Raw genomic sequence first — 23,441 nt, 5'->3', positions numbered from 1 at the left:
ACAGAAGTTGGACTTTAATACACATAATCATGATTCTGTCAATGCGTAAGTCCTATACTTGACTCAGGAACTAGAGCGGATTTACCCAGAGATCATGACCAAAATACAGTTTCAACTTTCTACTAAACCCTCACAACAAGAAAAAGCAGCACAAGGAAAATCTGGATTTGTTCCAGCAGTAGCCAGATGGGTGATCGAGCGCTCCAATGCTTGGATGGAGCGTTGTAAAATTCTGGTGAAAAACTTTGAACGAACTCTAGCTAGTGCCACTGCCAAACTCAACCTCTGCTTCATCAGGCTAATGATTAAGAGGCTTGCGGGTTCTTCCTAAGATGTCAAATGGGTTCTATAGTCTTGAGCCTATTGGGTTGGCGAGGTGAACTGTGAGGAGCGTAGGCGCAGCCCGCCGCAGGCATCGCCTCTTTGAGATATCCCTCTTCTGTCACTTTCCGGGTATTATAATTTATCCCCCTGCATTAAAAACGCTACGCTTTTACGCAAAACTGCACTTAGTTCTGGATTTTGCAGCCGCTCTGCCAGTTTTGGGCCCACAGCAAGATATACGGTTGTTTGCTGTGAACCTTAGTTTTCAAACACGGCCCTAGCAAAAACTTATCCTAACCATTCAGGATTTTTGGCTGTACTATCAAATTGGCTAGTGGTTTTAAACAGTTCATACTGACCTTTGAGAGCAGCTTGGCGAGTCCGATTCAGTAATGCTTTAACTTGTTCCTGGCTCATGGGTGTAAAAGTACGTACTGCCTCGAAAGCCTGGTTTAAGATGGGCATACTTTCAATGCCTGTAATCACCGTTGAAGTTGGTAAATTCATCGCGTAATGCAGACATTCGATAGGTTTGACCACATTGCTTTTGAGAATGTTTTGGTCGCCCATTGATTTCATCCCCAGTACAGCAATTCCGTCTTGAACCAGTCTGGGTAAAACTTGTCTCTCAAAACTGCGGAAATGGGCATCCATAACATTTAACGGCATCTGCACTGTATCAAAACGAAAGTTGTTTTGATTGGCAACTTCCAACATTCTCAGGTGTACTAATGGGTCTTTGTGTCCAGTAAAGCCTATGTAGCGAATCTTGCCAGCTTTTTGTGCTTCCACAACTGCTTCCATCGCACCACCAGGGGCAAAAATCCGGTCTGGGTCTTCCATGCGAATAACTTCATGATGCTGCAACAAATCAATGTGGTCTGTTTGCAAACGTTTTAAAGATTCATTAATTTGTTGAGCAGCCGCCGCCTTTGTGCGACCGTCGATTTTAGTCATCAGAAAAGCTTTTTGACGATAACCATTTTGCAGAGCTTTACCCATGCGGATTTCGCTACCTCCGTTATGGTAATCCCAGCTATTGTCCATAAAATTAATCCCGCGATCGAGAGCAGTACGGATCAGATTAATACCCTCTTGTTCATCTTTTGGTCTACCAATATGATGACCACCTAGACCAATTACAGATATTTGTTCTTTGGTGCGTCCTAGTGGCCTGTAGAGCATTTCCCCTTTTTTACTCTGGAGTGGGGTAGACTGATTTTGTGCTAAAACCTGTTTGGTTAAACCTTGTAAAGCAAATACCCCGGCTCCACCTAAACCAGAAGCAGAAACTACCTTCAATAAATTTCGTCTGCTAATATCCACAAATTTATCCTTTGACCGCAATATGAGAACTTTCTTTCATAGCTTTGCATGGAGCAAAATTCGTTGCTTCTAACTGTTGAAGGATAAAGGCAGTGAGGTAGAGATAGATTTTTGATAGAGGGAAGGTAATAGAAAAATATTTGATCGTTGTGTAAGTAGAGGAAGCATTAGAGACATGGGTAGCAGAAGAAGAATCTAATAGTTATATTCCCGCTCTCGTTTCAGTAGTTCAAATGTCAACTCCAACACAAGACTTTAGTCCGAAAGTTTTCTTTGAGAATTGTTTCTAAATCTTGGCAAACATTATTCGGATTGCTAAATATTTCTTGCAAGATTTTGAAACACAAGACTTACGCAAAAATAGCCAAAAAATTTAATTTATCGAAGTACCAAGATGCCTTCTCTACGAGACACTACGCGAACGCGCAGCGTTTCGTAGAGAAGAACGCCAAGAATTCGTAGAGTTTGCGTAAGTCCTAAAACATTTAGTGCGTGGTTCAAGAATTGATAAAATCGAGAAAATTTATTTAGAAAAATCGTAATTTTAAACTTGATTGCGATAATACGTTTAGGTAAATCAAACCTGTTTATCTTAAACTATTAAAGTTCCCCGTACTAAACATGAGTAGAGTCAATGACTGCTTCATCACCAGAAAATTTAATCAGTTCATCAAGTACTCATACTTTAGATATAGCTAGGCAAGAGTATCAATATAACTACATCCATATTCCATCAATTGCAATGCTAGATCGGCTTTCTATTGCCGAAGAGTTCACCACTAACTGGTATTTTTTATTAGCCCAGCAGTTACGAGTTGTGTTTATCAATACCTTAATTGTCAACAGAGGCAATCAAGGTTCTAAATCGATTCGTGATGATGTCGAAAAATTTATTTTAGAAGCCTTGCTCAAGGGAGCAATACCAGTAAAAATCAGTATTCTGGCAAGAATTCTGCAAATTATCCCTCAGTTTTTACTCAAAGGTATATCTAAGGATGTTAGAGAACTCGACGATCTTTTTTATTCTATTTTGAAAGAAAACGGACTTGTGATCCTCAGAGATGCCTTAAATAGGATAATTAACCTTCTATACGAAGGACAGCCGACAGGACATGCAACCAGTCTTAAGGACTACGAAAATTTGTTTCAAGTGATTGGTGTGCCAGCGATCGCTAAAACTTACCAAGAAGATGAAGTATTTGCCTATATGCGAGTGGCTGGCTACAATCCCGTCACGATCGCGCGAGTCACGACTCCAGGCGATCGCTTCCCAGTCACAGACGAACATTACCAAGGCGTGATGGGAACTGACGATTCATTAGCAGCAGCAGGACTTGAAGGCAGGCTCTACTTAGCTGACTATAAAATTTTAGATGGTGCGGTCAACGGTACATTTCCACACGAGCAAAAATATCTCTATGCTCCCCTAGCACTGTTTGCCTTACCCAAAGGCTCAGACCCCACCCGTTTATTGCGTCCGATAGCCATCCAATGCGGTCAAACCCCAGGCCCAGATTATCCAATTGTTACCCCTAACTCCGGTAAATACGCTTGGCTTTTTGCCAAAACAATAGTCCAAATAGCAGATGCCAACTACCACGAAGCTGTTACTCATCTAGCAAGAACTCACTTGTTGATTGGTGCTTTTGCGATCGCCACTGCCAGACAACTGCCACTCACCCATCCCCTAAGAATTCTGCTACACCCGCATTTTGACAGTACTTTAGCAATTAACGATGCCGCTCAACGGATTCTCATAGCTCCAGGCGGTGGTGTCGATAGATTACTCTCATCATCAATCGATAACTCTCGCGTTTTAGCAGTGCTAGCCTTGCAAAGCTATGGTTTTAACAGCGCCATCTTACCTAAGCAATTTCAACAGCGTGGTGTAGACGATCCCAACCTCTTGCCTATTTATCCTTACCGAGATGATGCTCTACTAGTCTGGAATGCAATTCATCAATGGGTTTCAGACTACCTGAACCTTTACTACCCTACCGATGAAGACATTCAGAAAGATACAGCCTTGCAAGCGTGGGCAGCCGAAATCCCAGCTTACGATGGTGGTCGTATCCCCGATTTTGGCGAAGATGGAGGCATCAAAACGCTCAATTACCTGATTGATGCCACTACGCTGATTATTTTCACTGCCAGCGCCCAACACGCTGCGGTTAACTTTCCGCAAAAAGATTTTATGGGCTACGCCGCAGCCATACCATTGGCAGGTTATTTACCAGCCTCAACTCTCAAAAGAGAAGTTACTGAGCAAGACTACCTTAATTTGCTCCCACCCTTAGATCAGGCGCAACGGCAATACAACCTACTCAGCTTATTGGGGTCTGTGTACTACAACAAGCTAGGTGAGTATCAGCAAGGATACTTTACAGACCAAAAAGTAAAACCATTGCTACAAGCATTCCAGAGTAATCTTCAGCAGGTAGAAGACACTATCAAGCAACGTAATTTACACCGTCCACCCTATGAGTATCTACTTCCTTCTAAAATCCCTCAGAGCATCAACATCTGAATCTGAATCAGGGACAAATGACCAATAACAAATGACCAATGACCAATGACAAATGACAAATGACTCAAAATAAATACCATGACACTTAAAGATAAAGTCCTCAAAAATCACGATCGCCAGCTTTGGCTTGCACCTATACTAGCTAAAGTAGGTTACGATACTGCGATCGGTAAGTTTCTCCGCTTGATTTTTTATTACATGGATGCGTCAATCATGCTCAATGCATGGCGAGACTTTCTTTACATCCGTAAGGATAATATTGGAGATAAGTATTTTGCAGTAGACCAAGCAATTATGCATTCCTCTCACTCGCAGGTGAGAGAACTAATGCAAACCGAACCACAACTGCGAGGAAATGATTTAGGCATCATCAGAATATTAGCTCCTAGCTACTTGCTGGATAATCCTCTGAGCTTGGGAACAAACGGTAACGAACACACAGGACTACGTACTGTAATCTTACAAGCTTTACCAGAACCGTCAGGGCAGATAGACTTTTTAGGGGATTTAGTAGAGCAAAGCCTGTTAGAAGCTGCTAAACAAGCCAAATTACACATCGGCAATGATTTGCCAAAGATTATGCTGTCGAGTTTGCACCAACTAGTTTTTCAGATATCTTTATCTGAGGAAGAAATCACAGCATCCGATAGTTACATTAAAAATTTGGCTCTTGCATCCTTGCCTAATTTTATCAGCAAGTATCTGCTGGCAATATTAACAGCGCCAAAAATTCGGCATCGTCAATATTTAATTAACCGATATAAACAATCACCTAAATGGGCATCTTACTTTGAAACAGGCGCTCAGTATCAGTTGAACGAACACCAAATTGCTAATACCCTTTTCGATATGATTCATATCGCCGGAACTGCCGGCACGAGTGCGCTTTTAGGATCTGTGATTGGTGTTCTTTGCTTAGATAATACTCTCAGAAATGATGTAGTGTCAGAGGTGAATGCAGTCTGGAATGGCAAGAAAACTTTAGACTCAGACGCTCTAGAAAAGTCAACACTTCTCAATCAAGTGATTTTAGAAACGGCTCGTCTCTATCCACCTGTGCGATTTGTTAGCCAACTCACCACTGAAGCTGGTGAAGTTGAGATTGGAAAACAAAAATGTCCATTCCAAAAAGGTACTCGCTTGCTTGGCTCTATTCTTACAGCTAATCGGGATGCCAATAGATACCAAAATCCAGATGATTTTGACCTAACACGGAATTTTTCAGATATCTTATCTTGGAATGGCGAAGAGCATGAACGAGCCTGTCCTGGTAAATCTTTATCAATTGGCTTTATCAAAATTTTCTGTTTACATCTGTTCCACAACTATCAATGGGACTCAATTACAGAAGTTAAATGGGATTTTGAAAAAGTGACTGCCGTTACTCCTAATAATTTAGTACTACAAGGTTTTGCTCAACGACTGTGAGTAAGGGATTTCCAGTAAGGACACACAGTTGTCATTAGTGTCAACTTAAGCTGAAAGCCTTTTCAAATCTCGTTTCCAGCCTAGAGGCTGGAAATGCACTTCAATTGGGCTGCTGCCGCCCGCAAGGGAGGCGGAGCCTCTAGGACAGCATTCCCAGTCGGAGACTGGGAACGAGACAATATCTAAAAACTTGTTCTAGGCTGGCTTTCACGTTAAGTTGACACCAATGCACAGTTGTGCGTCCTTAATTCCCGCGCTGAATTATGAGTTGGTAATTGTTCTGGTTTTTTGAGTTGATTTTACTCTTTTTCTCGTGCAATATTACTCATCTTTTCTCTGACTCGGGTTGTTAAAAATTTAGGTATTCTTTTAGCACAAAGTAAGTAATTACAAATTCTATGGCTGAATTAATTGAAAAAAAGCAACTTAATAATATTGCAACCTGGATGATTCCAATCAAAGAAACAAACTTACCATCTATCCTTAAAGGTGTGTTTTTTATGGATGGCAATCCACTGCCAGATACTTGCATTACTATGTACAATTTAGAATGGGATATACAGAAGATGACTTTGCTTTTACCGATATTTGCCCCGCTACAGTGGACTTTTCATGACTCGATTGCTGGCTGGATATTACTACGTTCAATTCAATGGTTTAAAGTAAGTTACAAAATTCAGTTTGAAGATGAAACTTTGCAACAAGCTCAAGTCACACCTATTTTTCTAGGAATATCAGTTCCAAAATCGATTGTGAGTTTCACTATGTCCCAAGACAAAAATTCTCTCAATGGAGATATTTGGCACAGAAAGAATGTTTGGTTCGGCGGACTTTCTCGGGCTGGTGAGTATACTCTTCGTAAGGTTGTTGATAAAGATGGTTGTTATACTCCTGCTTTTAACGATATGCTTACCAGAGTCCAAAATGAATGTTTAGTTATTGAACGCCACTAAAATTGAGCCGACTCATGTTAGTCAGCTAAGGCTTAGAGCCTTGTCGCTCTCCCATCACTAACTTTTGTCACGTTCCAGATTAAGCAAGTAGTAAATAACTAAACGATCCAGATTAGCTACTCAATTTAATTTCAAAGAGAACCTATCAATTAGTTATACCATTTTGAAAAATGATTGCGACACATGGATTCACACCAAGCCAGACGCACCAAGGCAATTCCCAATCCAAAATCTCAAATCCAAAATCTAAAATGGTATTAGCTATTATATGCGAATATCAAAAATTCAGTGCCTTCATAGATGAACTCTGCTATTTTGCACATACCCATCTTTTGATGTGCTTGAAGTGATGCTTTGTTGTTTGCCTTGATGAACAGTATTCCTTCCCGCTTTGGTAGCAAATCTTTCAACTTAGCAAACATTTCCGCAGCAATACCTTGCCCACGCATAGTTTCATCAACACAAATAGGGCCATACAAGTAAGCATCTTTTGTACCAGGATAGGTTTGTAACATTACCTTTATAATTGGTAGATTAGCAGTTGTCTTTGACCAACTGAGTAAGAATCCTACAACTTGACCATTTTTTCGGGCTACAACGCTTGGCATTTGAGAGATAGTCATCATCACAGCCTCTGGCTCAAGATGACCTAACAACATACCACCATGTTCTGCGTCATTGGCTTGGGCCAACTTGACGATTCCACTAACATCACTGGGGCTGGCACGGTCGATCGCTACATCATTGAGACACATACCTGGTTAATATAAATAAGAGAAAGACTTGGAGCAAAAGAATTTTCTTTTAGAAGAATAACAGAGAATAACGCTTTGGGGAACGCATTGCAGAGGCAACTAAACGTTAGGTGAAGTAGCTTTTGATACTTTTATTCGTTTGTAGCACTCTTGTATCTGACAAAAATTCAAAGAGTCAAAGTTGCACCAAAGTAGCGATCGCGTGAAACAAGCAGTACACTGCTACTATGCCAACCAAAACTTCTAAAGTGCAAAGTGCGTAGGCGTAGCCTAACCTAAGCATCGCTGTTTTTTCTACTAGTAAGAGTGTTTTTCTAATGGGAATACTTTATATATAGTAATTCCAACAAATAGAACTCCTGTAGTATGAGCTACTGTACCAATATTGATTGCCTACGTCCACAAAATTCTGACAGTTCTCGTTTTTGCAATAGTTGTGGTCAGGAATTATTACTTAAACAGCGATATCGTCCACTCGCGGTTATTGGAAGCGGTGGCTTTGGGAGAACGTTTTTAGCTATTGATGAACATCTTCCAGACCAACCCAAATGTGCAATCAAACAACTATGTTTTCAAAAACAAAATACTGAGATTTGGCACAAGGCTGTCAATTTATTTCATCAAGAAGCCCTTCGTCTCAATGAACTAGAACACTCTCAAATACCCAAATTACTAGCGCATTTTGAACAAAATCAAAAATTTTATATTGTTGAAGAATTAGTAGATGGACAAACACTCGCCCAGGAATTACAAAAACAGGGCGTTTTTCAAGAATCGCAAATTTGGGAGATATTAAAAAGTTTATTGCTTACATTGCAATTTATCCATTCTCGACAAGTAATCCACCGAGATATTAAACCGGAAAATATTATGCGCCGTTCAAGTCGAGGAGACCTGGTTTTAATCGATTTCGGAGTTGCCAAATTCGCCAATAACATGAAGCAGCTTCGTACAGGCACCATAGTAGGTAGCCCAGAATATATCGCTCCCGAACAAATGCGAGGAAAAGCATTGCCAGCCAGCGATCTTTACAGCTTGGGTGTAACATGTATTTACTTACTTACCAATGTTTCTCCCTTTGATTTGTTCGATATTGCTAGCGATCGCTGGATATGGCAAGAACATTTACCAGCATTCAATACTGTTAGCGTTCACCTCTGTGAAATCTTAGATAAACTTTTACAAAATGCCGTTTCGCAACGCTTCCAATCGGCAACAGAAGTTTTACAGATACTGGAGCAACAACCAAATAAATTGCTAAATTTTTCTAATTATCGTACAGTAAATACTATTGATTGTACGCATTTGCGTGATTTATTATCAAAAGGAAAATGGGAATCAGCAGACCGAGAAACTTGGGAACTAATATGTCAAGCGCTAGCAAAGCCTAGAGGTAGCTATATATTTAGTAGCGATTTTGAGAAACTTCCCTGTGAAGATTTGCAAACCATTGACCTTTTATGGGTGAGTTACAGTCAGAAACGCTTTGGTTTTAGCGTACAGACACTTATTTACAAAAACGTGAATGGCGACTATGGAATTTTTTGCAATCAAGTTGGTTGGCATATATACAATTCTAGTTATACCAATTCGGAATTTAATTTTAGTCTCAAAGCACCAATCGGTCATTTACCCTCACGTCTTTGGATTGGTGGTTCTCAACTGTGGCGCTACCCCAATGCTTTAACTGTAAAATTAGCAGCTTGTGGTATTAGTTAGTTTTGATAAAAAAATTGTTGAATAAGATTACTAATAAACTCCTAGTTTGTAGCGAGCGATTCATCGCTCAAAGCAACGATAATTAGGACTAAAATCCTCTCTACAAACTTTAATTGATTTACGTCTAGCTACTTATAATTTAACAGTGAGCTTTGTCGATCGCTCTTCGTCTTTATGCCCCAGGTATCGCTCCCCCAATCGTTCTATCCACACCTACCCCTCACCGCTCTTGCGCCCATGCAGGATGTGACAAACCTCTGGTTTATGAAGGTGATTGCCCAGTATGGCAGCCCTGACTACTTTTTCACCGAATATTTCCGCGTTAATGATACTTCACGGCTCAATCGTGGCATTTTAGCAGCCATCACCGAAAACGACACAGGTCGTCCCGTTTTTGCGCAAATGATTGGCGAAAGCATTCCAGATTTAGTCAGAACAGCAAAGGAACTCTGCAACTATAATATCGCTGGAGTTGACTTGAACATGGGCTGTCCAGCACCTAGAATCTATCGCAAAAATGTTGGAGGTGGATTGCTACTCTTGCCAGAAAAAGTGGATCGGATTTTAGGAGAATTGCGACAAGCAGTTAGCGATCGCCCTTTGACTGTTAAGATGCGCGTAGGCTTTGAAAATACAGATAATTTTGACAAAATTCTAGATATAATCAATCGCTACAGCATTGATTTGCTTTCTTTGCATGGTCGCACCGTCAAAGATATGTACCACGGGGCAGTAAAATATGATTTAATCGCTGAAGCAGTTAGACGAGTCGATTGTCCAGTGCTTGCTAATGGCAATATCAACTCGGCGACAACTGCTGTTGAAGTGCTTTCTCAAACGGGCGCGGCGGGTGTGATGGTGGGACGCTGGGCGATCGGGAATCCTTGGATTTTTAATCAAATTCGGCAAGCTTTGCGCTGCGAACCGATCGCGCCCGTTCCTTTGGCGGAGGTACGCAACTATATCGATCGTTTATGGCAAACCCCCACAGCAGCAAATATGCCAGAGCGATCGCGCGTCGGCTATCTAAAAATGTTTCTCAACTACATTGCTCTAAGTGTTGATACTGAAGGTGATTTTTTACGGTTGATGCGACATACTTCTACTGAAGCAGAATTGTTTAACCTGTGCGATCGCGTTCTCCTTACCGATCTGACAAAAACTTTAGCCCTAGCACCTTCTTTGAGCGTGTGATATCGGGCGTTGTCGATTTGGTTGTGATTTATGGTAAATTCAACCGCTTGCGCGCACCAAATCGAAATAAGTTATCTGGCAATATTGCTTTTAAGCGAGGCAACCATTGTGCCTCATTGCCAACACGATAGCGTAATCGTGGCGACCGACTACGAGCAGCAAATAGAATCGTCTGTGCGACTTTTTCAGGATCGTCGCCTTGTGCAATTGCTTGACTAACAGTTGAGCGAATCACATCGCGTACATTGTCGTAATCAGCGTAATTCAATGTGGATGACAACATGGCGTGGTTGAAGTTGGTCTTAAAGTAACCAGGCTCAATTAAAGATATTTTAATATTGAAAGGGTCTAGTTCCACGCTTAATGCTTCGCTATAACCTTCGAGTGCAAACTTACTTGCACTGTAAAAACCTTGGCCTGGTGCACCAATCAATCCCGCCACTGAACTGATATTAATAATATGCCCACTACGCTGCTGTCTCATAACTGGCAAAACAGCATTGCTAACCCGGACAACACCCCAAAAGTTAGTTTCAAAAACCTCCTTGGCTTGTTCTAAAGAAGTTTCTTCAATCATGCTGGCATGAATTTGTCCAGCATTGTTAATCAGTAAATCAATGCGATTAGTCCGCGCGAGCAACTGTTTGATACATGATTGTACTGAAGACTCGGAGGTAACATCAAGTGTCAACATTTCCACATCTTGTACAGTTGGATGTTCCTTGCGACTAGTACCGAAGACCCAGTAACCTTCTTGAGCAAGCTTTTGAGCGGTTAATTGCCCAAATCCAGATGATGCTCCTGTTACTAGCACGACCTTTTTATCAGTCATCGGTTCTCCTTTTGCTTGTGAATTCTTTGATACTGCGATGGATTACACCCTGACTAATAGTCACGTTTTTTCTAAATCTTATTCGTTCTCAATAAAAACATAATTTTAGCAGTCCTGCACTTTGTACATCATCTATTTAAGAACTGCTGTATATGTTTTTATAGCAATTTCATCAGTAACACCAGAACAAAAATATCCCCGACTTATTGAAAAAGTCGGGGATCTCAAGCTCTCAATTAGGATTACAAAGCTATTTAATCGCACACCATATCACTCAAATTGCACAAGCGATCGCTCCCATCCAAGCAAGGCGATTTGAACGTTTTATTATACTAAGTACAGACCACCATAAATGAGGTACGGAATTCGTTTTTTGAATTAAACAGTGTCTAGAAGCATCACAGTTTTTATTTCCGACCCCTTTTTGCGGTGACGTGTACTAAGACTGAGGAAATTCTCATTCCGATACTGCTTGAGGCACTAAACCTTCAATAAAAGTATATATTTTGTCTTCACTCTTAGTAGCATTACACATTAGATAGGGAATGTTTAATTTATCCCTGATGTACTCAGCGTTATAAATTTCTTGTTTTTGAAAAGATCGCAGCAGAGCTAGATCATGTTTAACACTGTCTCTTGAGCTTAAACGAGTATAAATATTTTCAGGTTCGTCAACTAAAACAATAATAGCACTTAGGCAAATGCCTTCAAATGTTGAGTATGGAACTTTAGTGATTTCATTATCCTTGTTTAAGAGACAAAAATGTCCATCAATTAAATACGTGTTTTCATTCTTTAGATACTTGTTTATCGCTTCTACTAGAATGTCTTGATTTCCGGCAATATTCCCAACTCGTTTGCTACGAAGATGTTCCTCTGTCTTTTCTCTGGAAATCAGATTGCTCGCTGAAAAATGTTCGATATTAAATCTTGATTCTATATTTTTACAAAGCGTTGTTTTACCAACACCATGCACTCCACCGACGAAAATTATTTTCCGTTTTACCATATTGTCTATTTATAAAAAAACAACAAACATGATAAGTTTAAATATACACAACAATTTATTGACCCGTCAACTCTACACACTTGATCACGCGATCATTTTATTTAGCACTGAAAGTCGAGTAAAATTAATCGACTCTATTTACTGCAATGCAAATAAACTCAACTGTTCACTTAGTCTCCCTTCCTGCATTAACTGATTTCTTCCCTTGTTAAGTGCATCAATCCATTCAGACTTAATGTACCAATCCTGACGCCAGTTGATTGTGGCTTGTGGTGGTGTAAAATTAGGGCAACTTTCGTGTATTTGTTTCAGAGAAATTGAAGGAAAAATAAAGCTTTCATATATAAAAGTGCCGTATGCAAATTCACAGTTTTCAAAATACATATCATAAAACTCTTTGTCTACTCCCAGAATATGCTGATACTTACTCCACATCTTACAGACAGGTAAGGATATAGTTTTATCAGCAATAAAACCTCCCCTTATAATAGAATCAGGTGTCGTTTCATACAAAAGAATTAGATCACCTAATTCCATCCCAATTGAACGCTTTCGTAACTCGATTTTTTTAGTCCCATCAATAATTCGTTCAGCATACATTCGTTTGATGCTTAGAGCTTTAATGTATTTAACCTGCATAAAAACCTCCAAGTTCAACAGCTAGTTTATAACGTTCTATACTAAGGCTGTGCATTGTTTGCGGTGGGCCATTGAGAACACCATTGCTGAGTAAGTCATTTAGATGAACTACTTGACTAAGCGGCATTAGGAAACTACGTCGGTAATTCTCAGTAACAAAAAGAGTTGATAGTTTTGCTATTCCATTCCCTTTCGGCTTCCAAATAGCAACTCCAATAGCTTGTCTATCTCTATAAGCTACGTTAAAAACAGCATCTGAACTGCTCATTGTTCTATCGAACCATTGAGGAAAGCCTGGATAAAGCGGAGATAGTTCATCATCAAGGACTTTGACTAATTTTATCTCACGCCTAAACTCGCTACCACTAAGCTTTCTTACCCCAAATGCAGAAACGATAGAATCGAATGAGTCTCCTTCAATATCTTTTCGTCCCCCACCTAATTCTGAGAAATCATCAATAATTACAGCTCGATAAATCCTATCTAGGAAATACTGTAATTCTTTTTGATTGGGAAACCTAAACCACTCGATTCCAGGTGCTTCTGAAATATGATATCCCTGATTTTTCAATTGGGAATGAATTGTTATTTCCACCCATTCGCCCGGAACTTTGACTGCACCCAACAATTTAGGTTCTTCTGCATGTGAAGTTCTAATCTGCCCACGTATGCGCTGCAATGCTAATTCTTTAGGATCAGCATCAATACTGCCAGAAGTTCTGCCAATTTTAACTCGTGGCTGTTCCCGCAGATACGAAGGAAATGAATAAATGTAAAGAACTATCTGAATCTCCATCTCTTATGCGTGACAAACATAATGCTGCCTTACTTTACTGAGTAGGAATAAGCAAAGGCGTTAAGCTATTTATTATAACTAACTCACGAGTTTTAGCTGTAATTGTCAACTGTTTAGGCTCATTTAACCACAAGCACGAACGATAACGAGAATAAAAAACCTACCTAACCCCTCTTTGCAGGAGGGGTTAGCGCGGGTATTATGGCTATTTAACCGCACATAACATCACTCAAATTGCACAAGCGATCGCCCCGATACTACAATAAAACCCACAGAATCAAGTCTCAGAAGCGGCTGGCGAATTCCCTCTAGAATGGCTGCATTTAAAGCAGTTTCTATCTTCAATTCTTCAGCTAATGCGTTATCCCAACTTTGCTGATTTAAACGTAGTCGTAATTGTTCTACTCTATTGGCTAATTTCTTTTCGGCGACTTTAGCACAACTTTGACATAAATCAATAAAATCGGGACGATTTGAAAGTAATTCCGCAGAAGTGTTACGCACTTCATAGCAAAAATTTTGCCATTTACTAGGATCGACAAAATCGTTAATAATTCCTAAGCGCTCTTTTGCTAAGTTGTAATCTCGTCCTTGATTATTGTTTTTATCTTTATATGGACGTTGCAGAATACTTAAGAGTGCTTTATCCTCAACAACCCGGATTGGCTGCTTGCGACCATCAACATAGATAGTTTCTATAATTGGTGGAAATAGAGCATCAACGCGGCGCTGCAAATTTTTGAATTGAGAATTATCTAGTTTGTTATCTAGTAAAACTTGTTTGGCAATTTTTAAATTTGCCTCGACTACATAATTGCATTGGAAACCGAACCACTCCTTCCCTTCTTTCGCGTCCCAAGATGCATCAGTGCGCCACAAAGCAAAGGCTTCACCTCGGTCATCCCAGTTGATATAATTCAAGAGTGCTTCGATAAATCCTTCGCCAACTCGAAAGAGTTTAACACCAGCATTTTGGTTTGCCACTCTGCGATTATAAGTACCAAATTGGTCTAAAGAACTCTCAGCAAAACGGTTTTGTAAATCATTTATCGGCACCAATGTCCGCGTTGTTGGTTGATAACGTCGCAGTTCTGATGAATCGGGGTTATTCAGTCCTCTAAATCCCAGCGCGTCGCAAATCCAGCCTTCAATTGCTCGTTTCATTTCTAGATGACGAGCATCGTAATTATCTAGCTCTTGAAAATACTCGGTAGCAATTTCATCGTTTGCATCAATTTCATCTAGAGCATTTTGTTCGCTAATTTTGGCTATTTCTGTTTCAATTTGCTCTTGGATTGGTGAAACCATCTCTAACAATCCAGCCGCACCTGATTGAAACAAAACTGTTTCTAATTCTGCAAGTTTCTCATCCACATAAAACTGGAGACTAGCAATTGATTGTTGGAAAATACCAAACCCATCTTTTAATACTTTATACCAAGCATTGTGAGGGCTATCTTCCAAGTATGGGCCAATCAAGGCACTAGATTGAATGCCAATTTTGCTGCCAATGCGGTCAAGTCTGCCAATTCTCTGCTCTAATTGATTAGGCGACCAAGGCAGGTCAAAATGAATTAACCAATCGGCAAACTGAAGGTTACGCCCTTCTTCTCCAGAGCGATCGCATACTAAAATAAAGCAGTTGGGGTTATTCTTGAACCGATTTAAGCCTTCCTCAACTTTGTCTGGTGATTCTCCAAATTGATGGCTGGCTATTGTCTCTGCACCAAAGGTATCAGATAAATACCGGACAATTTCGCCACAAGTTTGCACAAAACTGGTAAATACAACAAATTTGGGCAGAATATCGCCAGTAATTGGTCTTTTAATTCTCTGCTGTATTCTCGTGATGAATTCCTTTTGATTCTTCCGAACGTTTGCGGGAATTTTGAAATAAGTGCCTAGCTGATTCAACAGCACTGTTTTCAAATTTTCCGTCCGTTGTCCGTCCTCTTGAGGTTGACGAATAATTTTTAGTAAGGATTGGAGAATCTCTTCTTCCCCTGAGAATTTGGGGGTTGTAGTTAACAGGCGAACATCATCTTCTTTAAACTCCTGGATGAGTTTAGCATGAGGTTTCGCAGTTAAACGCGCCGTAATTACCTGCTCTAAAATCCCTAACCAAGTACCAGCAGCGAGAAATAACAGCAGAAAAATTCGCTGATATTGCTTTTCATTAGGAGCAACACTTTGCCATTGATTGAGCAGTTCGTGGATATCAAGCGATCGCTCGTCTAAATCATACTCTTCTTTGGGCGTAAAGTTGCGGTCAAATATCACATCTTCCACCGCCGCGCGACGGTTGCGAAGCATTCGCCGATGTAGTCGATAGATATCGCTGACATGGACGCGAATCGCTTGGACGATTTGCTCTTGCTCAGGAGAATTTGCTGGTAAATTTTCCAAATCATCCGCCAGCTTCAGTAAATACTTATCCTCAGCCAAGAGTTTTCGTAGTTGCTGCAAGTTGCTTTTGAGAATCTCTGGTTCTGCACCTTCTTTAAAAGAAAGCAGAAGTTTACCAATTTGCTGACGGCTTTCAACTTTGGCGCGAAAACCTTCTAGATCGCCAATTTTATAGGTTGTCGGGTCGAGCAAGTGCAACATGGCCAGAAAATCCTGCTCGTGATTGAGAACCGGAGTGGCAGATAATAAAAGTAAGCGATCGCTTTTATGAGCCAGTTCTTTGCAAGTCTGAAAACGCTGGCGCACTGTTGCATCCTTAGAGGTAGCCATTGCTGCGATATGATGGGCTTCATCTAAAATTAAGCAGCCTATCTTCGCTTTCAGGTTGATTTTATGGATATCTTCAACCGCCAGCACCGCTACCCGTTTGCCAAAATGGGAGATGTAAAACTTGTTTTCTAACTCAGTCCGCCATTGTTTGAGCAAATATTGCGGAACTAATACCACCGCATTTTTTTTCGGTTCATCGAGAAGGAATTGACGTAGAATCGCACCCGCTTCAATGGTTTTTCCCAGTCCCACCTCATCTGCTAGCAAATAGCGTTGAATTGGGTCTTCCAGTACCCGCCGCACTACTTCAACTTGGTGAGGATAAAGATTAATATTTGCCGAAATCAGTCCCGTCATCCCGCGACTCACCGCGCGTTGCTGAATTAAGGATTTCACGAAAGCCAATCTTTTGTCGTGGAAGTAAGGCGTTTCGTGACCCTTCATCGCCAGAGTTTGGATGGGGTCTGTATTTGGTAGATTACAACGAACGTAAATATCTTCAACAGATGCGATCGCAGTTTTCTTATCTGGTAAATCAATTTGATACATTTCTGTATCATCATCCCAGATAAAAACTCTGCCCACTATCCATTTATCCTGAGTTTGGGACTTAATATAGCATCGAGCCTGGGGTTCCAGCTTAACTTGAGAGAGCGAACTTAAAGGTAAAGTTTTTTGGAGACGTTGGCCTATAGAGCAGAAATACTCAACGTTTGCATTGGTATCAGATATTTCCGTAACTTTTCCGATACCCAAAGAGTTATTCTGGGACTGTACCAATAAACCAAGCTTAATCATAGATCCAGTCCCCTGAACACACTAAAAGAACCTTCCAGACTAGTTTTTAGCCCATATCTGGCAGTTTTGTCGATCAACATTATAGATAATAACTGGTATTACAGTTTTTGTTAGGGCGATATCTACGACGGGCTACTCGGCGTCGCTCCATCACAACCAATTAATAAAATTAGCAATTTTCAGGTAAATACACCACACAGTAGAGGTACAGCATTGTTGTGCTTCTACAACATATACAGTTCAATTAAATGAAAACTGCTGTAAATTCACATTTCTCAGCAAAGTTTTGCGTAAAAGCGAAACGTTATTAAATGCAGGCTAACGTAATGGCATTGTTTGCCGATGCAATCGCATTGCAGGGTATTGCCAAACTAAATTTGCTACGAATTAATCAAATACTGTACTTAGCTGATTATATGGTGTAACAGATTTACGCTTTGGCTTGAGAGGTTGTTTGAAAAGTGGTTGACTGTGCTTTTAATTGCGTTTTTACCCCCCTTAATCCCCCCTTATAAAAGGGGGAAACAAGAAAAATCCGGTTCCCTCCCCTTGTAAAGGGGAGGGTTAGGGAGGGGTAAAAAAATATTTAATACATCAATCATGACTTTTCAAACATCCTCTGAGAAGACCACGATACAATTAAGATTGTGTACATTTATTTACTATGAAGAAAATTAGAGACAACACAATTAAGTTAAATCAATTTTTAAAGTTGATGGGTATAGTGCCAACTGGAGGGCAAGCCAAGCTGATGATTCAAGGTGGTGATGTCCAAGTAAACGGGATGCTGGAAACTCGACGAGGACGGCGACTAGTACCGGGCGATAAAGTGACAATCCAAGGACAGACTTTAGAAGTGAATTTGAACAACAATGAAGACCCAGATGTAATGATAGATTTAGCCGAGCAAACCGAATAAAGAAAGTTTATCCCAAAGTTACAAGTTTCTCTTTTGCCTTGTGAGTAATGCTGCAAATTTCCAATAATGTTATTATCCCACAGACTGAGATTGAAATTACTGCGATTCGCTCGCAAGGAGCAGGAGGACAAAATGTAAATAAAGTTTCTACCGCTATCCACTTGCGCTTTGATATTGCGGCTTCATCATTACCAGATTATTATAAACAACAGCTTTTAAAGCTCAACGATCGCCGCATTAACCAAGAAGGAGTAGTTGTAATTAAAGCCCAGGAACATCGAAGCCAAGAGAACAATCGCGAGTCAGCCTTGAAACGACTTCAAGAACTCATTCAAAGCGCAGTTGTCGTAACAATCAAACGCAAACCCACTAAACCAACTCGCAGTTCTCAAAGAAAACGCCTTGACCACAAAAGTAAGCGCGCACAGATTAAATCTAACAGAAGACAGGTGACAGATTGTTAATTCATTGATTATTTGTAGAGAACACACATATTATTCAATATGAAAAAAGATGAATAAGACATTACTAAAGATTTTGATGTTTGCACTTTTAATCTTGTTTATCATCTCTCCCTTTGCGGCCCTTGCAGGTTTAATGCTTGTAGTGTTAGTTGCGGCATTTTTCTTTTTACTAGGGGACGTGTTTCAAGCAATTATTGGTCGCAACACCGACCCGAAAAAGTCATAAAACCAAAATTCCAAATCAAGATAGGGATTTCTCGCCGTTAAGCAACCAACTAGCGCCGTATTGGATTCAACACAGAAGCGCTATAAACAGCGTTCGTCTCGTTCCCAGTCTCAGACTGGGAATGCTGTTCTAGAGGCTCCGCCTCCCGAACTCGCGGCAGCAGCCCAATTGAAGTGCATTTCCAGCCAAGAGGCTAGAAACAAGAGTTTGACAAAGCTTTTAGCTTAAGTTTACACCTATGAACATTGTTGTGCCCTTACAAATACAGGACTTACGCAACTGGCATATTATTTTCAGTTCGTAGTGTACCCCTCCGGGGAAGCAAGCTACGCGTAGCGTCTCACAGAGAGGACTTTAGTCTTCAAAATAAGGGCTAAAACCCTTACTAAAAACTACAAATCAGATTTTTTTGTGACACTTGCGTAAGTCCTAAAATAATCTGTACCTCACAAAGTTGCAATCTGCTGTAAATGTATCTATTTTAATGAAAAATATCTCTTGCGTTTGGCATAATAATATTTGAACAACTCGCTATTTGATAAATAAAAACACCTAAAATTCATTTAACTGAGGAGTAATAATTATATTTGCTGAAGATAAACACACTGAGGTCTAGTAGAGCTAAACTAAAGAAAAAGAAAAATTAAAAATTAATAGTCACAATATAATAAATGTTATGAAAATGAATTTGTAATAACTTTCATCACAGCCTAAACACTTTTTTAAAGTCAACATCAAACAGAATACATACATGCGGATAATTGGACATATCAACAACAAAAGGTACTACCCATGAGTTCCCGCGCACTGCTGTTAGTAAATCGTCATGCTCGCCAAGGGCAAAAGGGTCTATCGGAAGCGATTCAAAGTCTGAAAACATTAGGCTTTGATTTAATTGAGGAGTCTACAGAAGATCCCAAACATCTTGCTGAAGTTATACTTCGCCATAAGGATCGAGTTGACTTGGTAATTATTGGCGGAGGAGATGGTACTCTAAATGCTGCCGTAGATGCTTTAATTGAGACTCAGTTACCTTTGGGAATCTTGCCTCTGGGAACTGCCAACGATCTAGCGAGAACTTTGGGAATCCCAAATACCCTCAACGAAGCTTGCAAAATTATTGGAGATGGACATTTACAGCGTATCGACTTGGGTTGTGTGAATGGCAAGCACTTTTTTAACGTTGCCAGTATGGGATTGAGTGTAAAAATTACCCAACGACTTACCAAAGAAGTTAAGCGCCGCTGGGGAGTATTTGCTTATGCTGCCACTGCATTGCAAGTGCTTTTGGAAGCCAGACCTTTTACAGCAGAAATTACAATCAACGATGAATTGGTTCGCGTCAAAACAGTTCAAATTGCAGTCGGTAACGGCCGCTATTACGGTGGTGGTATGGCAGTGGCTGACGATGCCACAATAGACGATCAAAGGCTAGACCTTTATAGCTTGGAGATTGAACACTGGTGGCAGGTTATATTATTATTACCTGCAATGCGACGAGGGCGACATATACATTGGCAAAGTGTACGCTCCCATCAAGGTCAAGAAATAGAGATACATACTCGCAAACCTCGCCCTATCAATACAGATGGTGAAATTACTACCTACACACCTGCTCATTTTCGGGTTATACCTAAAGCTATAGCTGTTTTTGTACCCCCAGAAAGCAAGAGTTAGGAGTCATTCAATTTTAGATTTTAGATTTTCCTGAAATTCAAAATCTAAAATTGGCAAAGTTTAGAAGTTATTCTCTCTCATCTTCCTCTACTACAAAGAGGGAACTCGCATCAACTCACGCCAAATGCATCTGAGATTTTCTCAAGATATAAAATCCCTGTTGCAACGCCTAGCTGAACAACCGCTGACTCTAGGCGATATTCTGACAGAAACCTCAGAACGGGGCTTCAGTCTGGTAATTACATTATTAGTTTTGCCTTTTTTGCTTCCTATGCCACCGGGATTAACTGGCCCATTTGGTGGTGCTTGTTTACTGTTGTCAGTGCAAATGGTTTTAGGAAGGCGATCGCCTTGGCTACCGAAAAGAATCGCTAACTATAAATTTCCTCGTTCCTTCGCCCAGTTACTTTTGCAAAATTTGGGACGGCTTACCAAAGTTTTCCAGAAAATAGCTCGTCCCCGATTAGCAAAAATAGCTCATAATCCTTTAGTTTGGCGAATTAATGGGTTTTGTATTTCTTTATTAACAGTATTACTAATATTACCAATTCCATTTACAAATCCTATCCCGACTATCGGTATTTTACTTTTGACTGTTGCCACCATCGAATCTGACGGTTTATTAATTTGCATCAGCTACGGCATTACTGCCGTGATTACTTTGCTGTTTGGATTTATTGGTTATGCATTGTGGTTAGCTCCCAGTTTACTGCCATCGATATTAAAATAATAAAAACCTTCAACTAAAAGCTGAAGGCTGGAAATTTTTAGGGTGCATCTACTATTTATTAATCCGCTTTATTTATTGCCATATCCGGGAAAATTAGACTTTTAATAAAATTTATTTTTTTCGCGAAAAAAGTATGAGCAATAAAAAAGCCTCCAGCTTTTGGCTGAGGGCTGTAAATTCTTAGGGTGCATCTACCATTTATTAATCCGCTTTATTTATTGCCATATCCGGGAAAATTAGACTTTTGAGTAAATTTATTTTATTTCAGAATAAAAAATATCAGCCATAAAAAAAAGCCCTCAACTAAAAGCTGAAGGCTGTAATTTAATTAAGGTGCATCTACTATTTATATATCCGCTTTAGTTATTGCTGCATCAGGAAGAATTGGAAAAAATGGATAGCTGTGGAATTGATTTCGTTAGCTAAAACGGTAGTACTGGACTCAATCAGGATTACCTACGGTATTTGACTAGGTAATCATTGACTAACTTCACATTAATTTTACAATTATCGCAATTTTCCTCTAAATACACAAAGTTTCTGTTAATATCTCTGATTCGATATCCGCAATAGTACGAATTTAGTTTATTAGTTGGGTATATGACTATAAAAGTTAGATACACCCAACTTGATGAAGCGATCGCAATTTCTATTAGCCCTTGCTAGTCTTAGTATTGTCGGGGGAAGCTTTTTTCTGAGAACAACTTTTAGCAGTACTAGTGAGCCTAAAATTATAACTGATACATCACGCTATAAAGAAATTCGTAATCAACTATGGTCTGAAAATGACCAAATAAAACATTTTCCTAATGAGATTCCCCCTGATGCTAAAGACGTTCGCATCGCTTACTCTCCCAAAGTTTTACAAGGAAGTAGTTTTTTTCAAATTAGGTTAAAAGAGCCACCAAAGAAGATAGAAAAATTACTTTCACAATATAGAAATAGTGCCAAGCACAAATATATAGGTGGTGATACAAACGACCACATAAACCAACCTAACGGTGTGCCGACAACTTTCTTCTATACTAGTGATTCTCCTACAGAATCTTTTCCAGCTACTTATGAAATATTGGTATTAAATACAGATGACAAAGGTAGACCTGGCTTTAAGTGGAATCATGGAGACAGCTACGGCGTTGCTATTAATAGTTCCACTTCAGAAATTATCTATTGGTCTGAAAAATGGTAATTGGCAATTCAAAATGAATTTGAATGGCTATTATAAAAATCATTATTTGTGACCGAATTAGACGAAGCCAACGGAAGCAAATATTTTCTCATCTTAAGCATTTGAACTCTCAAATTGTATTTGAGCGATCGCGTCAGTACGCAGAATTATCAGAAAAAATCGACTCGTCTATTCAATATACAGATGAAGAAGATTTAAGAATCTCCTATATCGGTATATTTGGAGAATTAATATAGTTTCCAAAAGTCACTAAGTCTTGCTTTTACCCTTTTGGATATATCACTTTGGGTAGTTAAAACTTATAGTCAACATAGGTAAGATTTATAAGTGCTTAAAAATTATCTGAATATGTAGAATGTCAACTGCTTTAATTACTGGTGCTTCTAGTGGTATTGGTAAAGCCTTTGCTCAAGAACTAGCTGCACGCAAGACAAATCTTGTACTCGTTGCTCGTTCTGAAGAGAAACTAAACCAATTAGCTAAACAACTACAAGAACAACACAACATTCAAGTAGACGTTATAGTAAAAGACCTCACAGAACCTAATGCAGCAGCTAGTGTATTTGATGCCACCAAATCAAAGGGATTAACCATTGACTTATTAATCAACAATGCTGGTTTTGGTTACTATGGAGATTTTGCTGAAGGAGATGGAGAAAAACAAGTCAAAATCGTACAATTGAACATTTTGGCATTGGTAGATTTAACCCACAAATTTCTACCATTGATGCGGCAACGTCGTTCTGGAAGTATTATTAACGTATCCTCGATTACCGCATTTCAACCAATACCATACCTTTCTGTTTATGCTGCTAGTAAAGCTTTTATTCTCAGCTTTAGTGAAGCATTATGGGCAGAAAATTATCAGTATGGTGTCCGTATTTTAGTGACTTGTCCAGGGCCAATAGAAACAAACTTTTTTGCAGAAGCTAATTTTCCTCCAGCGCTGGCAGGTAGTACAGATAAAGTTTATTCTTGCGAAAAAGTGGTTTGGGAATCTTTAGAGGCTTTAGAAAAAGGCTATCCAACTGTTATTAGCTCTGATAGTACTACTCAAATTAGAAGCAAATTATCTCGGCTTGTACCGCGCAAACTTCTACTGAATATGTTAGCGAAACGTTTTAAAGCCTAAGTATTAAGTATTTATTTAGGAATAGAGACATGATTCATCGCGTCTGTACAAGAGTTTGGAGTTAAGAG

At 39.7% G+C, this 23,441-nt stretch carries 21 protein-coding genes; 14 read left to right on the top strand and 7 right to left on the bottom strand.

Annotated elements, in window-relative coordinates; translation table 11 throughout:
- Window positions 1–94 precede the first annotated feature (94 nt).
- On the top strand, window positions 95–331 hold the full coding sequence (locus tag RMZ42_RS07615) for an IS5/IS1182 family transposase (RefSeq protein ID WP_416211801.1): 237 nt from the start codon (window positions 95–97) through the stop codon (window positions 329–331).
- A gap of 281 nt (window positions 332–612) precedes the next feature.
- On the opposite strand, the gene RMZ42_RS07610 is transcribed toward RMZ42_RS07615, so the two are convergent.
- Window positions 613–1,650, bottom strand: a complete 1,038-nt coding sequence (locus RMZ42_RS07610) for an aldo/keto reductase (RefSeq protein ID WP_322670836.1) — start codon at window positions 1,648–1,650, stop codon at window positions 613–615.
- Between the two features lie 634 nt (window positions 1,651–2,284).
- Between RMZ42_RS07610 and RMZ42_RS07605 the strand changes: the two genes are divergently transcribed.
- From RMZ42_RS07605 to RMZ42_RS07595, 3 genes are all read left to right on the top strand, one after another.
- Window positions 2,285–4,177, top strand: coding sequence for a lipoxygenase family protein (locus RMZ42_RS07605; protein WP_322670835.1), 1,893 nt, complete (start codon window positions 2,285–2,287; stop codon window positions 4,175–4,177).
- Window positions 4,178–4,255: 78 nt separating this feature from the next.
- Complete coding sequence (locus RMZ42_RS07600; RefSeq protein ID WP_322670834.1) at window positions 4,256–5,605, top strand: cytochrome P450; 1,350 nt, start codon at window positions 4,256–4,258, stop codon at window positions 5,603–5,605.
- 398 nt (window positions 5,606–6,003) lie between these two features.
- Window positions 6,004–6,558: a hypothetical protein gene (locus RMZ42_RS07595; RefSeq protein WP_322670833.1), complete on the top strand. Its 555-nt coding sequence runs from the start codon at window positions 6,004–6,006 to the stop codon at window positions 6,556–6,558.
- Between the two features lie 257 nt (window positions 6,559–6,815).
- On the opposite strand, the gene RMZ42_RS07590 is transcribed toward RMZ42_RS07595, so the two are convergent.
- On the bottom strand, window positions 6,816–7,313 hold the full coding sequence (locus tag RMZ42_RS07590; protein ID WP_322670832.1) for a GNAT family N-acetyltransferase: 498 nt from the start codon (window positions 7,311–7,313) through the stop codon (window positions 6,816–6,818).
- A 366-nt stretch (window positions 7,314–7,679) separates the two neighbouring features.
- On the opposite strand from RMZ42_RS07590, the gene RMZ42_RS07585 reads away from it, so the two are divergent.
- Both RMZ42_RS07585 and RMZ42_RS07580 read left to right on the top strand, forming a co-directional pair.
- Window positions 7,680–9,032 carry a serine/threonine-protein kinase gene (locus RMZ42_RS07585; RefSeq protein ID WP_322670831.1) on the top strand — a complete coding sequence of 451 codons (1,353 nt, stop codon included), beginning with the start codon at window positions 7,680–7,682 and terminating at the stop codon, window positions 9,030–9,032.
- 174 nt (window positions 9,033–9,206) lie between these two features.
- Window positions 9,207–10,226 carry a tRNA-dihydrouridine synthase family protein gene (locus RMZ42_RS07580; protein ID WP_322670830.1) on the top strand — a complete coding sequence of 340 codons (1,020 nt, stop codon included), beginning with the start codon at window positions 9,207–9,209 and terminating at the stop codon, window positions 10,224–10,226.
- Between the two features lie 28 nt (window positions 10,227–10,254).
- Here RMZ42_RS07580 and RMZ42_RS07575 read toward each other — a convergent pair whose 3' ends face one another.
- The 5 genes from RMZ42_RS07575 to dpdE form a co-directional block, all read right to left on the bottom strand.
- A complete protein-coding gene (locus RMZ42_RS07575) occupies window positions 10,255–11,058 on the bottom strand; it encodes an oxidoreductase (protein ID WP_322670829.1) in 804 nt (267 codons plus the stop codon).
- Between the two features lie 457 nt (window positions 11,059–11,515).
- Window positions 11,516–12,067 carry an ATP-binding protein gene (locus RMZ42_RS07570; RefSeq protein ID WP_322670828.1) on the bottom strand — a complete coding sequence of 184 codons (552 nt, stop codon included), beginning with the start codon at window positions 12,065–12,067 and terminating at the stop codon, window positions 11,516–11,518.
- A 138-nt stretch (window positions 12,068–12,205) separates the two neighbouring features.
- Entirely contained in the window at window positions 12,206–12,706 is a 501-nt protein-coding gene (locus RMZ42_RS07565; protein ID WP_322670827.1) for a DUF3850 domain-containing protein, read from the bottom strand.
- Entirely contained in the window at window positions 12,696–13,502 is an 807-nt protein-coding gene (locus RMZ42_RS07560; RefSeq protein ID WP_322670826.1) for a GIY-YIG nuclease family protein, read from the bottom strand. The genes RMZ42_RS07565 and RMZ42_RS07560 overlap by 11 nt, the downstream gene beginning before the upstream one ends.
- 225 nt (window positions 13,503–13,727) lie before the next feature.
- On the bottom strand, window positions 13,728–17,036 hold the full coding sequence (gene dpdE, locus RMZ42_RS07555; RefSeq protein ID WP_322670825.1) for a protein DpdE: 3,309 nt from the start codon (window positions 17,034–17,036) through the stop codon (window positions 13,728–13,730).
- Between the two features lie 664 nt (window positions 17,037–17,700).
- Here dpdE and RMZ42_RS07550 point away from each other — a divergent pair.
- From RMZ42_RS07550 to RMZ42_RS07515, 8 genes are all read left to right on the top strand, one after another.
- Window positions 17,701–17,955: an RNA-binding S4 domain-containing protein gene (locus tag RMZ42_RS07550; protein ID WP_289797304.1), complete on the top strand. Its 255-nt coding sequence runs from the start codon at window positions 17,701–17,703 to the stop codon at window positions 17,953–17,955.
- 47 nt (window positions 17,956–18,002) lie between these two features.
- Window positions 18,003–18,419 carry an alternative ribosome rescue aminoacyl-tRNA hydrolase ArfB gene (gene arfB, locus RMZ42_RS07545; RefSeq protein ID WP_289797303.1) on the top strand — a complete coding sequence of 139 codons (417 nt, stop codon included), beginning with the start codon at window positions 18,003–18,005 and terminating at the stop codon, window positions 18,417–18,419.
- A 49-nt stretch (window positions 18,420–18,468) separates the two neighbouring features.
- The gene (locus RMZ42_RS07540) at window positions 18,469–18,645 is read left to right on the top strand and encodes a hypothetical protein (RefSeq protein ID WP_194044777.1); all 177 of its coding nucleotides are present in this window, start codon (window positions 18,469–18,471) and stop codon (window positions 18,643–18,645) included.
- 792 nt (window positions 18,646–19,437) lie between these two features.
- Window positions 19,438–20,322, top strand: coding sequence for a lipid kinase (locus RMZ42_RS07535; RefSeq protein WP_322670824.1), 885 nt, complete (start codon window positions 19,438–19,440; stop codon window positions 20,320–20,322).
- Window positions 20,323–20,446: 124 nt separating this feature from the next.
- A complete protein-coding gene (locus RMZ42_RS07530; protein WP_322670823.1) occupies window positions 20,447–21,052 on the top strand; it encodes an exopolysaccharide biosynthesis protein in 606 nt (201 codons plus the stop codon).
- Between the two features lie 631 nt (window positions 21,053–21,683).
- Window positions 21,684–22,241: a hypothetical protein gene (locus RMZ42_RS07525; protein WP_322670822.1), complete on the top strand. Its 558-nt coding sequence runs from the start codon at window positions 21,684–21,686 to the stop codon at window positions 22,239–22,241.
- Between the two features lie 23 nt (window positions 22,242–22,264).
- On the top strand, window positions 22,265–22,477 hold the full coding sequence (locus tag RMZ42_RS07520; RefSeq protein WP_322670821.1) for a hypothetical protein: 213 nt from the start codon (window positions 22,265–22,267) through the stop codon (window positions 22,475–22,477).
- 119 nt (window positions 22,478–22,596) lie between these two features.
- Window positions 22,597–23,373, top strand: coding sequence for an SDR family oxidoreductase (locus RMZ42_RS07515; protein ID WP_322670820.1), 777 nt, complete (start codon window positions 22,597–22,599; stop codon window positions 23,371–23,373).
- The last annotated feature ends 68 nt before the right edge of the window (window positions 23,374–23,441 follow it).

This window comes from Nostoc sp. DedQUE05, from assembly GCF_034530955.1.
In the GTDB taxonomy this organism is placed as follows: domain Bacteria; phylum Cyanobacteriota; class Cyanobacteriia; order Cyanobacteriales; family Nostocaceae; genus Nostoc.
This window is presented reverse-complemented; position numbering and strand designations above follow the sequence as displayed.